This window comes from Heyndrickxia sporothermodurans, assembly GCF_003055045.1.
Taxonomy (GTDB): Bacteria; Bacillota; Bacilli; order Bacillales; family Bacillaceae_C; genus Heyndrickxia; species Heyndrickxia sporothermodurans.
Window position 1 is genome coordinate 35,779 of sequence record NZ_NAZB01000023.1, and the last position, 13,564, is coordinate 49,342.

The following is a 13,564-nucleotide window of genomic DNA, read 5'->3' on the forward strand; positions in this document are numbered from 1 at the left end:
ATTTTGACGCTATGTTGATTGGAGCGGAAGGTGTGAGACTCCTGCGGGAAAAACGGTATACTGGAGAACCCGCAGGCGCGATAAGCGCCGAGGAGGCTCCCGAACCGCCCGCGGAAAGCGAGTACCTGGAGCGGAAATCAACAGTGTATTTTAACTAAAAACAAAAGAGGCTGGACTTAATTTAGTCTGCCTCTTTTAGCCTAAAGGAGAAAGACGATGGACTTTCAATTTGGTATAGTAAAAGAGTATTTACCCTTCTTCTTACAAGGAACGCTACTTACGATTGGTCTCTCACTTGCTGGAACAATTTTAGGGTTAATTCTTGGGTTGTTTATCGGTATGGGAAAAATGTCAAAGAAGCTAATACGTTTTCCGTTTATATGGTATATTAATATTTTTCGCGGTACACCTTTATTTGTACAAATCTTAATTATTCATTTTGGTGTCATGCCGATGTTTATGAAGCCGGTAAACCCAATTCTTTCAGCAATTGTTGCCTTATCGCTCAACTCCGCAGCTTATATTGCGGAAATCTTCCGTGCTGGTATCCAATCAATTGATAAAGGTCAAATGGAAGCGGCGCGTTCGCTAGGAATGAGTCATGCTCAAGCAATGAAAAAGGTCATTCTGCCACAGGCATTTAAACGAATGATTCCCCCGCTTGGCAATGAATTTATCGTACTATTAAAGGAATCATCTTTAGCTGCTATCATTGCTGCTCCGGAGCTGCTGTACTGGGGAAGATCAGCACAAGGTGCCTATATGAGGGTTTGGGAGCCATATATTACAATTGCTATCATTTATCTTATTCTCACTCTATCATTAACCTATTTAATCCAATATTTAGAGAGAAGGTTTGCAAAAGAATGATCTCTGTGAAAGGCTTAAAAAAATCCTTCGGTCAAACGGAAGTATTGAAAGATATAAATATAGAAATCAAACCTCAAGAGGTAGTCGTTGTGATTGGTCCATCGGGATCTGGGAAATCAACTTTTCTCCGTTGTTTAAATTTATTGGAGTCAATTACAGATGGACATGTCTATATAGAAGGAACGGATATTACGGATAAAAAGGTAAATATTAATGATATCCGAACAGAAGTCGGTATGGTATTCCAGCAATTTAATCTATTCCCGCATAAAACAGTTTTAGAAAATATTATGTTGGCACCAATGATGGTGAGAAAATGGGGAAAAGAAAAAGCGAAAACAAAAGCGATGGAGCTTTTGAAGAAGGTTGGATTAGCTGATAAAGCCAATGTTTATCCTGATTCACTATCAGGAGGTCAGAAGCAGCGTGTGGCGATTTCAAGAGCATTAGCAATGGAACCAAAAATCATGCTATTTGATGAACCGACATCCGCCCTTGATCCTGAAATGGTCGGTGAAGTGCTAGAGGTCATGAAGCAGCTCGCGCAAGAAGGGATGACGATGGTAGTCGTCACCCATGAAATGGGATTTGCCAAAGAAGTTGGCGACCGTGTCATCTTTATGGACGGGGGATACATCGTCGAAGAAAACACCCCTCAAGAACTTTTTGAACATCCACAAAATGAACGGACGAAGGCGTTTTTGGGGAAGGTTTTGTAAGAAAGGGTTCTGCAATCAAATGACGGATCAATCCACATAAACTTCAAAGCATACTTCACAGTCAAAAAGACATAGAGATGTAATTTCTCTATGCCTTCTTTTCTCAGGAACCACAAGTGTAATAGATGCTGAAACGAGTTTGATAAGCGGAGAAATTTCCCTTATTGAGGAAATAGCACTGAAATTTAGCTAAAATAGCCGGAAGGTTTCCGACTAATGACTCGAAAAACGCAAAAATGAGTAATTTTGCTTTGCTTAATCGGAAAATCTCCGCCTAAATCCCCAAAACCGAGCTCTATTCCGCAGTATAACCGGAAAACCTCCGTTTATTTTGAATATTACTAGTTACTCAATTAGGTACATCATCCAATAATTTAGCCATAAAAGTAGATACTATCATTTAACTCCCTAACCACAATTCTCTAAAATAATTAGTAATCAAACTAAACTAACTAGGAGGCAGTTTCTTGGTATCATTTATCCTTACGTTAAAACGACTTTTTCATGGATTATTCCATTCCTTTAAAGAGAAAGAATTCCAAGTTATCTTTGTATTAATTGTTGTGATGCTTTTATCAGGTACGATATTTTATACAAAGGTAGAAGGGCTATCGGTACTTGATGCATTGTATTTTTGCTTTGTTACATTGAGTACGATTGGGCACCCGGACTTTGTACCGCAAACGGATTTTGGAAAGATTTTTACTATGGTTTATATATTAGCAGGAATTGGTCTTTTCTTCGGATTGATTGTTCGAATTGGTCGTGGAATTCTTAGCAGCAAAAATAAAAAGTAAAAGCTGTTTTCGTAATGTTTGTTGTTTTTGGGGAATGAACCGTTTCTTTCCGCTACAGGCACTTGCTTTTTTGCGGTTCTGCGATGAACCTCCTCGTCGCTCCGCTCCTGCGGGGTCTCATCTCTGTCCAGCTGATCCCGAAGGAGTCAAGTGCCTTCCGCTCCAATCCACTCTGCGTGCTTAATATGTGAAAAAACAACATTTTTTCAGAAAAGAGCCATAGTAAAAGATAAAGACTCAAGTAAGTTCCGTCTTATTGAGTCTTTTGAATGAGATCGACAATACGATCAGTAATTTCATCAACAGTCAGTTGATCTGTTTCCACTTTTAGATGGTGTGAGGCATAGATGTTCTGCCTAGTATAGAAAAGTTGTTCTGTTTCTTCCAATGTTCGACCTTTTAAAACGGGTCTGCTATCTATAATTAAATCGAGCCTTTCCTTCCAAGCTTCCCAAGATAAATGAAGATAGATGACAATACATTCGGATAAACATAAGTTTTTAATCTCATCCTGGAGGAACGCCCCACCTCCAACGGAAATAATTTTTTCCGGACACCTACAATATTCAGAGATATATGCCTTTTCTTTTTCGCGAAATATTTTTTCGCCGTATATGTTGAAAATTTCAGTAGTAGATATTTGAAACTCCTTTTCGATCTCTTGATCTATATCGATAAAATCTCGGTTCAATTTTTTTGCAACGGCTTCACCAATTGTTGTCTTGCCAACTCCCATAAATCCAATAAATACAATGCTTTTATTATTAAGAGACGATGGTTTATTTGTCATTTTGCAAGCCTCTCTCCAACTTAAAATTAGTCAAATTATAATATATATTCACGGATTTGTAAAAAATATTCATAATTTTATAGCCTAATATATAATACAATGATAGAAGGGATAGAAATTCGATTAAAATTGTCTTTTTTACCAAAAGTGTTGACAGAAGTATTTTAAATGTTTAGTATTGTAATTGATAATGAATATCATTTGCGGGGATCAAAGATAATGGATACATTAACATTCTATGAATAATGGCATTCATTTTTTTTATTACCTCTACTGATAATGAATCTCATTATCGTAAATATTGAATTACATATCCAATTGCCAGCATTCAAAAGGGAAGAGTAGGATTTGCAATGAAAAAAGTCGTTTTAATAATTGCATTTATTGTTTTATCCGTCATTTCATTATTTGTCGGAGTTAAAAATATTACACCATTGGACATCTTTCATTTATCCGAGGAACAACGAGATATTTTATTGATCAGTCGCTTTCCAAGGCTTGTGAGTCTCATTTTGGCGGGAGTCAGCATGAGTGTTTGCGGGTTAATTATGCAGCAGTTGTCTCGAAATAAATTTGTTTCCCCAACGACTGCAGGAACGATGGATTCAGCAAGATTAGGGATACTTGTTTCTTTAATCCTATTTTCATCGGCAGGTATGATGGAAAAAATGTTGATGGCATCCATTTTTGCTTTAGCAGGTACATTTTTATTTATGAATATCCTTGGCAAGATTAAATTTAAGGATGCTATTTTCATTCCACTAGTCGGATTGATGTTTGGGAATATCATAAGTTCCATCACAACATTCTTTGCCTATAAGCATGATTTGATCCAAAGCATTTCTTCTTGGCTACAAGGGGATTTCTCCATGGTTATGTCGGGAAGATATGAAATGATTTATATTAGTATCCCACTTGTCATTCTTGCGTATTTATTTGCGAATAAATTTACGATAGCAGGCATGGGTGAGGATTTCTCAGTGAATCTAGGCTTGAATTATAAGCTAGTAGTAAATATCGGTTTAATTATTGTGGCACTGTCTACTACATCCGTTCTTTTGACGGTAGGTACAATTCCTTTTCTAGGATTAGTCGTTCCGAATATCGTTTCCATTTATAACGGCGATAACTTAAAGAAAAACCTATTTCAAACAGCCTTGTTAGGTGCCGTGTTCTTACTGTTTTGTGATATTTTAGGCAGAATCATTATTTATCCATACGAAATTCCAATTGGATTAACTGTTGGGGTCATAGGAAGCGGTATTTTTCTTTACTTGCTCATGAGGAGAAAGGCGTATGCGTAATAAAGTCAAACTAGGGATATTAGTTGTTTTGGCTGCAATCCTTGTTGGAATCTTTTTATTTACCCAATTAGGAAATTTTCCTGGGTATGTCCTGCCAAAACGAAGCATAAAAATTCTCGCCATCGTTCTTACGGGCGCATCAATCGCCTTTTCAACAGTGGTGTTCCAAACGATTACCAACAACAAAATTTTAACGCCGAGCATTATTGGTTTGGATTCGCTCTATATGCTTATTCAAACGTTTCTCATTTTTATCTTTGGTGCAACAAGTACTGTAGTAATGAATAAAAATATTAATTTTCTTCTCTGTGTTGGATGTATGGTATTGTTTGCTAGTTTTTTATATAAGTTTTTATTTAAAAGAGAAGGGCAAAATATTTACTTTCTCTTACTTGTCGGATTGGTGATGGGGACGCTGTTTCAAAGCTTCTCATCGTTTATGCAGGTTATTATCGATCCAAATGACTTTATGATCATTCAAGATCGAATGTTTGCCAGCTTCAATAATATCAATACCGATTTACTCACACTATCTATTATATTAGTTATTTTGGTTTTCATATATTTTATGCGGTTTGCTAAATATTTAGATGTGCTCTCACTAGGAAGAGAAGAGGCGATTAACCTAGGAGTGGATTATGATTATGTCGTTAAACGGTTACTTATTATTGTAGCGGTTCTCATCTCCATTTCTACCGCATTAATTGGCCCTATTACGTTCTTAGGATTACTTGTAGCAAACGTTTCCTATCAATTTTTGAAAACATATCGACATTCTTATTTGATTGCCGGGTCTGTTTTTATCAGTATTATTGCATTAGTTGGCGGATTACTTATTGTTGAAAGGGTTTTTACTTTTTCAACCACATTAAGCGTCATTATCAACTTTGTCGGCGGAGTATATTTTATCTATCTACTTTTAAAGGAGAGTAAAGCATGATTACAATCAAAAATGTTTCAAAAAAGTACGGTAATAAATGTGTAGTAGATAATGTTTCTTTAACGATAGAAAAAGGTAAAATTACTTCCTTTATTGGACCGAATGGGGCGGGTAAAAGCACCCTTCTATCAATGGTGAGTCGTCTAATATCAAAGGATATGGGGGAAATCACTATTGACGGAAAGGAAGTTAGTAAGTGCAAAACGAATGAACTTTCTAAGAAAATGGCGATTTTAAAGCAAGCAAATCATATTAATATCCGATTGACAGTAAGGGAACTTGTTTCCTTCGGCCGTTTTCCATATTCACAAGGTAAGCTTAGTGCAGAAGATTGGAAATTCGTTGATGAAGCCATTGAATATATGGAGCTTACAAGTATTCAACATAAATTTCTTGATCAATTAAGTGGTGGTCAACAGCAAAGGGCTTATATTGCAATGGTTATTGCTCAAGATACCGAGTATATATTGTTAGATGAACCATTAAATAATCTTGATATGAAACATTCTGTTCAAATTATGAAAGTTCTAAGAAAGCTGACGGATGAATTAGGGAAAACAGTTGTCATCGTTATTCATGATATCAATTTTGCATCTTGTTACTCTGATCATGTCGTTGCTTTAAAAGATGGCAGGGTCGTTCAAAATGGGCCAACTGATCATATTATTGATTCATCTGTTTTAGGAGATATTTATGAAATGGATATTGCTATTCAAAATATCAATGAAAACAAAATTTGTGTTTACTATGCTTAATTAAGATAAAACGTTGTGATTGTAAAAAAGGAAGAAATACTGAACATACGGATGGCGCCCCGTATTCAGTTTATCCTTCATTGAGAATGAATTTCATTATCGCAAAATTTTACAATGACAATTTTTATAAAAAAATATATTTATCGAGGTGTAATGATGAAAAGGAAATTATCATTATTTTTAATCATAGCAGTAATGACCATTTTTGCGGCAGCGTGCGGTTCAACTAGCGGGAAGAAATCTAATGGTTCAGAAAGTAAGGGAGATACACTTACGATTAAACATCAATTAGGAGAGACTCCTGTAAAGAAAAATCCCCAAAAAGTTGTTGTATTTGATATGGGAACATTAGATTCTTTAGATAAGCTTGGATTATCCGATACGGTGGCGGGAGTGCCACAACAAAATGTACCAGCTTATTTGGAAAAATATAAGGATGCAAAATATAAAAATGTAGGTGGTTTAAAGGAACCGGATTTTGAAGCAATTAATGAAATTCAACCTGATCTAATCATTATTTCTGGTAGACAACAAGATTCATATGATAAATTTGCTGAAATCGCACCTACAATTTTTATGGGAATTGATAGCAAAAAATATATGGATTCATTTAAACAAAATGTAAATACTTTAGGTGAAATCTTCGGTAAAGAGGCTCAAGTAAAAGAAGAACTTTCAACTATTGACAAAGAAATTGCTAGCTTGAAGGAAAAAGCGGATGCAAGTGATGCCAAAGCATTGATCACATTAACTTCAGGTGGCAAAGTAACAGCTTATGGTCCAGCTTCCCGATTTGGCCTAATTCATGATGTATTTGGTGTAAAATCTGCAGCAGATGATATTGAAGCAGACCCTATACACGGTCAAAACATTTCAATGGAATTCATTAATGAAAAAAATCCAGACATTCTTTATGTAATTGATCGTGATGCTGCCGTAGGTGAAGGCAATAATGCGAAAAAAGTTATCGAAAATAGCTTAGTGAAGAAAACAAATGCCTACAAAAATGGCAAAATTGTATACTTAGATCCTGGTTACTGGTACCTATCAGGCGGCGGACTAGAATCTGTAGCCGAAATGGTAAAAGAAGCAGCAAAAGGATTGGAATAATATTAAAAAAACTGTCTCTAGTTGGAGACAGTTTTTTTATAGATTGAATTAGCTTATAAAGATTAAAACAATAAAATAAACAACCATTGCGCTTAATCCAACGGGAATCCCAAACTTTGCCCATTCTTTACTAGTTATCTTTAGTTTTCCCGCAGAAATGATATTTGGGATGTTTCCCGGAACGAGAATTCCACCGCTGATAAGCAGTCCGAGCAGGATTGCCTTAATAGTTGATGGACCCATAGCAGGACTGATTTCAGCTGCAGCTAAAGTCGCGTTATCTAAAATAGCCGAGATCATATTAATCCAATATAAAATAAATGGACTCAAATCCAATAAGTATTTAGTAATTAACGGTTCAAAACCTGCTCCTAAAAGTGTTAATCCCATTACAAATAGATAAATCTTTAATGCACGAATAATAATTTCTCCGTAGCCTTCCGTGGTTTGATCACTTTTTAAACTGTCTTCATCATTCTTCGGTCTAACTAAAATCGCAGCTAATATACCAAATATCACCACTAAGGAAATCACTTCAGGGCCAATTAATCGAAATAGATAGAAAAAGTCCTCATGAAGCTTACTGATCGCAAGAGTAGATAATGGTTCACCAATTGGCGTCAAGGCTGCACCGAGTCCAATAGAAAAGCATGCCAAAACAACTAAACGAACTTCTGACTTTCGATCCAAGCGTAGGACGCTCACAATGAGAACAAGAATAAGTGCAGCTATAATCGCGGTTACAACACTAGATATGAGTCCTAAAATAATAACGACTAGTGCCAAGAATAATTGGTAAGGCATAGCCCCGCTTATTCCAAGAATCATTTTCTCCAATGGCTTTTGAAGCCATCTAAATAATAAGCCGGCAATTAAAACAGCCAGAGAAATATTTATAGGGTCTTCCAATGCTTTAAGAATTAGTGATTTATCCAATACTCCACTAACTAATACAGCAGCAAGTCCCATAATGAATAAAAATATTTCTAAATTATGCTCAACAAACTTAACGGAGAAAGGTAGAAATAAAACAAATAATAAAATAATGATTAAACCTATTAGCATGTTAGTCTCCTTCATATATGTATTTTTAAGGTGGTATTTACTAATTAAAGGGGTATTAATAGGAAACTTGTTCTTTTAGTATAAATATTTTTTTTGTTAACTTCAATAAAGTTGAACCAATTGAGTGATTTTTCAATCATCTCTCTTTTTTTTTAATAGGTCTTAATCAACGCTGATTGATGTGTTAATATATAATGAATTTAATATGATAAATGGAGAAAAAGGTATGGAAACTCACACAAGTCAAAGTTATAAAGTCGTGGAAACATGCTTACTGGCAGGGAAAATTATGCTTCAAAGTGGAGCTGAAACATATAGGGTAGAAGACACAATGACAAGAATTGCTTATGCGTTCGGTATTAAAGGAACACATAGCTTTGTGACGCCAACAGGTATCATTTTTTCAATCGATGGTTCAGAGCCGACTAAACTTGTTCGGGTATCTGAACGCTCAACAGATTTAAAAAAAGTAACAATCGTAAATAGTATATCGCGGAAATTAACTAGTGGCGAACTATCGTTAAGTGAGGCTTTTGACGAATTAAAGGTAATCGAAAGAACGAATTTCGCCTATCCTATTTGGATACAGATTACCGCTGCAGCGATATCGAGCGGATGTTTTTTAATTATGTTCAATGGCGGGTGGCATGATTTTCTTCCCGCTATCATTACTGGAGGTTTAGGTTTCACGGGTTTTATTTATTTACATCGCCTCGTACAAGTAAAGTTCTTCTCGGAATGCTTGGCCTCACTCATCATCGGATTATTAGCAGTCCTTTTTGTGAGGTCGGGGCTAGGAAATGAAATAGATAAGATTATTATTGGTTCCGTTATGCCCCTTGTTCCAGGATTGCTCATAACGAATGCGGTACGGGATTTAATGGCAGGACATCTTGTATCAGGTATTTCAAAAGGTGCAGAGGCATTTTTAACAGCATTTGCTATTGGAACAGGGATTGCTGTAGTTATTTCGTTTTTTTCAATATTATAATGAAGGGAAATATGTGATGATTCAACAGCTGATTACTAGCTTTATCGCTACGGGTGCGTTTGGAATAATTTTTAATATACCGAGGAAAAAATTATTACTTTGTGGACTTGTTGGAATGATTGGCTGGTTCATATATGTTTTACTAATCAATTCACATGCAAACGCGGCAGTAGCTAGTTTGGTTGCTGCGTTCGTTATTGCTGTGATTAGTCAAGTATTTGCAAAAATATATAAGGCGCCGATTATTATTTTTAGTGTATCAGGAATTATTCCGCTCGTTCCAGGAGGAATGTCTTATGATGCAATGAGACATTTCGTAGCAAATGATTACAATACAGCTATACAAATGGCTGCAAAAGCATTCATGATATCTGGTGCTATTGCGATTGGAATCGTATTTGCAGAAGTAATTAATCAAATGATTAGAAAAGCGAAAGCGCCTTGCTAATCGACGTAAAAGACTTACGGGACTTCGACTGAGATAAAGGAAACACGGGTGATGTAAGGCGAATCGATGTTGACTTATCGTAGGGAAAAGTCCTGAAGTTTTCTAGTCGATAGGCGCTGGAGCTAGACAAAGCAGATATTTATTAGGAACATTACTCCTATAAAATTTATACTTTCTAACCTTTAAAAAATCCGGACGGCAAACTCAAAAATAGCGCATGATTTTCGAATCGGAAATCTGCGTTTTTTTTTGTAGACAACTCAACCATTAGGCGAACGCACATATAATAAGTATCAGTTTTTTATACATGTTAAGGAGGAGATGCAATATATGTGTGGGATAACAGGCTGGGTTGATTTTAAAAGAAATTTATCGAATACACATGAGATTGTTTCAAATATGACGGAAACTTTATCTAGACGTGGGCCAGATGATACAAATACATGGTTTACAAAACACGCGGCTTTTGGACATAAACGACTAGTTGTAGTGGACCCTCTATGCGGAATTCAACCAATGTCACGGAAAAAGGGTGAATATACTTATACGTTATGTTATAACGGGGAGCTTTATAATACGGAAGATATTCGCAAGGAGCTATTAGCAAAAGGGTATCGTTTTCAGGGTCACTCGGATACAGAAGTGTTATTAACTTCTTATCTAGAGTGGGAAGAGGATTGCATTCATCATTTCAATGGAATTTTTGCATTCGCTATTTGGGATGAAAAGAAACAACATTTATTTGCTGCAAGAGATCGGTTAGGGGTAAAGCCTTTGTTTTATCGGGAGTATACTGGTGGGGTTATCTTCGGTTCGGAGTTGAAAGCGATTCTCGCTCACCCGGAGGTAAAGACTGAAATTGGTTTAGATGGACTTACAGAAATCCTCGGATTAGGACCTTCAAGAACACCTGGACATGGGATATTTCTCGGTATTAATGAGTTAAGACCGGCGCATGCATTTACCTTCTCAAGAGATGGACTAAAGGTCTGGAGATACTGGAATGTGAAAAGTGAGAAGCATCACGATTCTGTGGAGGAAACAGCAGAAAAAATCAACTATTTATTTACAGACGCGGTAACCCGACAGTTAGTATCAGATGTACCGATATGCACGTTTTTGTCAGGAGGGCTTGATTCCAGTGCGATTACGGCCATTGCCTCCAATCACTTTCAAGAAAATGGATTAGGTGCTTTGCATACATTTTCAATCGATTATGAGGAAAATGACCAATTTTTCGAAGCCAATGATTTTCAACCTAATTCCGATGCACACTGGATAGACAAAATAACCAATACATTTGGAACCATCCATCACAATCGTGTTATCACTCAAGAGCGGTTGGCGGAGTATTTAAAGGAAGCAGTAATCGTTCGAGATACCCCAGGAATGGCTGATGTCGATTCCTCTCTTTTATGGTTTTGCAAGGAAATCAAACAGGACTTTGTTGTTAGTCTTTCTGGTGAATGTGCCGACGAAATTTTTGGCGGGTATCCATGGTTCCACCGAAAGGATGATTTGGAGCGGGAAGGATTTCCATGGATGAGGTCGGTGAATGAGCGTGTTGATTTAGTAAAAGATCACTGGAATAAAAAGCTGAATATTAAAGATTATGTGTTAACTAAGTATGAGGAAACGGTTAGGGAGACCCCTATTCTTGAAGGTGAAGATCCGCTTGAGGCAAAAAGGAGACAATTATTTTATTTAAATATGATTTGGTTTATGACCACTTTACTGGATCGTAAGGACCGAATGAGTATGGGAGCAAGTCTGGAGGTTCGAGTTCCTTTTGCCGATCACCGGTTGGTTGAATACGCATGGAATATCCCTTGGGAGATGAAAATGTATGATAATCGTGAGAAAGGCTTACTGAGAAAGGCTTTGGAGGGAATACTGCCTAATGATGTGCTCTATCGTAAAAAAAGTCCTTACCCGAAAACACACCATCCAGCTTATACAAAGGCAGTAAAAGGGTGGCTACATGAAATTTTACAAGAAAAGAGTTCTGTTCTTTATGAGTTTTTAAAGAAAGATCAGTTACTTGCGATTGTTGAATCGGAAGGAAGGGCATTCCAAGTCCCGTGGTTTGGACAATTGATGACAGGTCCGCAATTACTCGCCTATCTTGCACAAATTCATTATTGGTTTGAAGAATATGGCATTAACATTAATGAATAATGGTATGATAGATACTCAGTGATAATATCATTGCGATGTTATCACTTTATTTCGCTTATTTTTAAAAACCTAAAGGAATGATAAATTTGCCTGATTTTAAAACACTAGGTATTCAACCAATTATACAAAAACGATTACAATCAAATGGTATATCCGAGCCCACTCCCATCCAAAGTGAGACGATACCAGTACTCCTTGAAGGGAAAGATGTGATTGCTCAAGCCCAAACAGGGACAGGGAAAACATTGGCTTTTCTTTTGCCAATCTTGGAAAAAGTCGATCCTAATCAACCGAATGTACAAGCATTAATTGTTACACCCACGAGGGAACTAGCTTTACAAATAACTGCGGAATTAAAAAATTTCACAGCAGTACTTAATAGCATTCAAGCATTAGCTGTTTATGGGGGGCAGGACGTTGCCCAACAGATGAAAAAGTTAAAAGGGGCCATACATATTGTTATTAGTACTCCAGGGCGTTTATTAGATCATATGAGGAGGGAAACAATCGATCTTTCGGAAATATCTATGCTTGTCCTTGATGAAGCGGATCAAATGTTACATTTGGGATTTTTGCCGGAAGTAAAGGAAATCATAACGGCCTTACCATCGAACCGGCAAACGATGTTGTTTTCGGCAACGATGACGAAACAAGTTCGCTCAATCGCCAACCAATATATGAAAAAACCGGTTGATATTCGAATTAAAAATAAACAAATAACAGTGGATGAGATTGATCAACTAGTTGTTGAAACAACCGATCGGGCAAAACAAGCATCTTTACGCATGATGATGGATCAATATCGTCCATTTCTGGCAATTATTTTTTGCCGTACGAAAAGGAGAGCAAGTACATTAAATGATGCATTAAAAGGCTTTGGATATGAAACAGAGGAACTGCATGGTGATTTATCACAAGCAAAACGTGAAAAAGTAATGAAGCTCTTTCGCGAAGCCAAAATCCAGTATTTAGTTGCCACAGATGTTGCGGCGAGGGGCATTGATGTAGAAGGGGTTACCCATGTGTTTAATTATGATATCCCTGAAGATGTGGAAAGCTACATCCATCGTATTGGCCGAACAGGTAGGGCCGGAGGAAAAGGGATGGCTATTACTTTTGTTGCACCTAAGGATCGTTCCTATCTTGAGATGATTGAAAAAGGAATCCAGCATAAAATTGAAAAGATAAGTATTAGTCCGGCAAAAGAACAATTTACTCCATCTGAGTCAGGCAAGAACCAATTGAAAACGAATAAAAATCATAAAAGAAATACTCGCAATCATAAACAAAAAGGCCAGCAAGAAAAAGGAAAACGAAAAAGAAGATAATAGTGAATATTCCATTCCTTTTTAATTAGACTACATCATGAAGGCAAATTAAAAAGGAGTGGAATAGAATGGGTCGAACAAAACGCGGAAATGCCAATGCTCAAAGAAACAATAATGCGAAAAATCAAAATGAAATTAGTGAAGAATTAGTTGAATTTAATACAGAGAATAGAGATCAAAATAATAACAAAGCAAAGAAAAAGTGAAGGTAGGCTATTGCCTACCTCTTCTTAATTAGTAAGCGTTTCCATATACATTGAATAGCATTT

At 36.6% G+C, this 13,564-nt stretch carries 14 protein-coding genes; 12 read left to right on the forward strand and 2 right to left on the reverse strand.

What is annotated here, in order from left to right; translation table 11 throughout:
* Positions 1-216 precede the first annotated feature (216 nt).
* From B5V89_RS11365 to B5V89_RS11375, 3 genes are all read left to right on the forward strand, one after another.
* Positions 217-870, forward strand: a complete 654-nt coding sequence (locus tag B5V89_RS11365) for an amino acid ABC transporter permease (RefSeq protein ID WP_108072068.1) — start codon at positions 217-219, stop codon at positions 868-870.
* Positions 867-1,589 (forward strand): amino acid ABC transporter ATP-binding protein, encoded by a 723-nt coding sequence (locus tag B5V89_RS11370; RefSeq protein ID WP_066230604.1) that lies wholly within the window; start codon positions 867-869, stop codon positions 1,587-1,589. Before B5V89_RS11365 ends, B5V89_RS11370 begins: the two co-directional genes overlap by 4 nt.
* Before the next feature lie 467 nt (positions 1,590-2,056).
* A complete protein-coding gene (locus B5V89_RS11375; RefSeq protein WP_066230601.1) occupies positions 2,057-2,386 on the forward strand; it encodes a potassium channel family protein in 330 nt (109 codons plus the stop codon).
* A 253-nt stretch (positions 2,387-2,639) separates the two neighbouring features.
* Here the strand turns inward: B5V89_RS11375 and B5V89_RS11380 are convergent, their stop codons facing one another.
* Complete coding sequence (locus B5V89_RS11380; protein WP_108072070.1) at positions 2,640-3,176, reverse strand: shikimate kinase; 537 nt, start codon at positions 3,174-3,176, stop codon at positions 2,640-2,642.
* A 353-nt stretch (positions 3,177-3,529) separates the two neighbouring features.
* On the opposite strand from B5V89_RS11380, the gene B5V89_RS11385 reads away from it, so the two are divergent.
* From B5V89_RS11385 to B5V89_RS11400, 4 genes are all read left to right on the forward strand, one after another.
* On the forward strand, positions 3,530-4,480 hold the full coding sequence (locus B5V89_RS11385) for an ABC transporter permease (protein ID WP_108072072.1): 951 nt from the start codon (positions 3,530-3,532) through the stop codon (positions 4,478-4,480).
* Positions 4,473-5,420, forward strand: a complete 948-nt coding sequence (locus tag B5V89_RS11390) for an iron chelate uptake ABC transporter family permease subunit (RefSeq protein ID WP_108072074.1) — start codon at positions 4,473-4,475, stop codon at positions 5,418-5,420. Before B5V89_RS11385 ends, B5V89_RS11390 begins: the two co-directional genes overlap by 8 nt.
* Positions 5,417-6,175: an iron ABC transporter ATP-binding protein gene (locus B5V89_RS11395; protein WP_066230592.1), complete on the forward strand. Its 759-nt coding sequence runs from the start codon at positions 5,417-5,419 to the stop codon at positions 6,173-6,175. The genes B5V89_RS11390 and B5V89_RS11395 overlap by 4 nt, the downstream gene beginning before the upstream one ends.
* Before the next feature lie 156 nt (positions 6,176-6,331).
* Positions 6,332-7,285: a siderophore ABC transporter substrate-binding protein gene (locus tag B5V89_RS11400; RefSeq protein WP_108072076.1), complete on the forward strand. Its 954-nt coding sequence runs from the start codon at positions 6,332-6,334 to the stop codon at positions 7,283-7,285.
* 48 nt (positions 7,286-7,333) lie between these two features.
* Here the strand turns inward: B5V89_RS11400 and B5V89_RS11405 are convergent, their stop codons facing one another.
* Positions 7,334-8,350 (reverse strand): DUF1646 family protein, encoded by a 1,017-nt coding sequence (locus B5V89_RS11405; protein ID WP_107919844.1) that lies wholly within the window; start codon positions 8,348-8,350, stop codon positions 7,334-7,336.
* Positions 8,351-8,576: 226 nt separating this feature from the next.
* Between B5V89_RS11405 and B5V89_RS11410 the strand changes: the two genes are divergently transcribed.
* From B5V89_RS11410 to B5V89_RS20100, 5 genes are all read left to right on the forward strand, one after another.
* Positions 8,577-9,341 (forward strand): threonine/serine exporter family protein, encoded by a 765-nt coding sequence (locus tag B5V89_RS11410; protein WP_066230579.1) that lies wholly within the window; start codon positions 8,577-8,579, stop codon positions 9,339-9,341.
* Between the two features lie 16 nt (positions 9,342-9,357).
* Entirely contained in the window at positions 9,358-9,789 is a 432-nt protein-coding gene (locus tag B5V89_RS11415) for a threonine/serine exporter family protein (RefSeq protein WP_066230574.1), read from the forward strand.
* A gap of 330 nt (positions 9,790-10,119) precedes the next feature.
* Positions 10,120-11,967 carry an asparagine synthase (glutamine-hydrolyzing) gene (asnB, locus tag B5V89_RS11420; protein ID WP_108072078.1) on the forward strand — a complete coding sequence of 616 codons (1,848 nt, stop codon included), beginning with the start codon at positions 10,120-10,122 and terminating at the stop codon, positions 11,965-11,967.
* Positions 11,968-12,044: 77 nt separating this feature from the next.
* Complete coding sequence (locus B5V89_RS11425) at positions 12,045-13,295, forward strand: DEAD/DEAH box helicase (protein ID WP_108072080.1); 1,251 nt, start codon at positions 12,045-12,047, stop codon at positions 13,293-13,295.
* Between the two features lie 68 nt (positions 13,296-13,363).
* Positions 13,364-13,501, forward strand: a complete 138-nt coding sequence (locus B5V89_RS20100; RefSeq protein WP_181294656.1) for a hypothetical protein — start codon at positions 13,364-13,366, stop codon at positions 13,499-13,501.
* Positions 13,502-13,564: the final 63 nt, after the last annotated feature.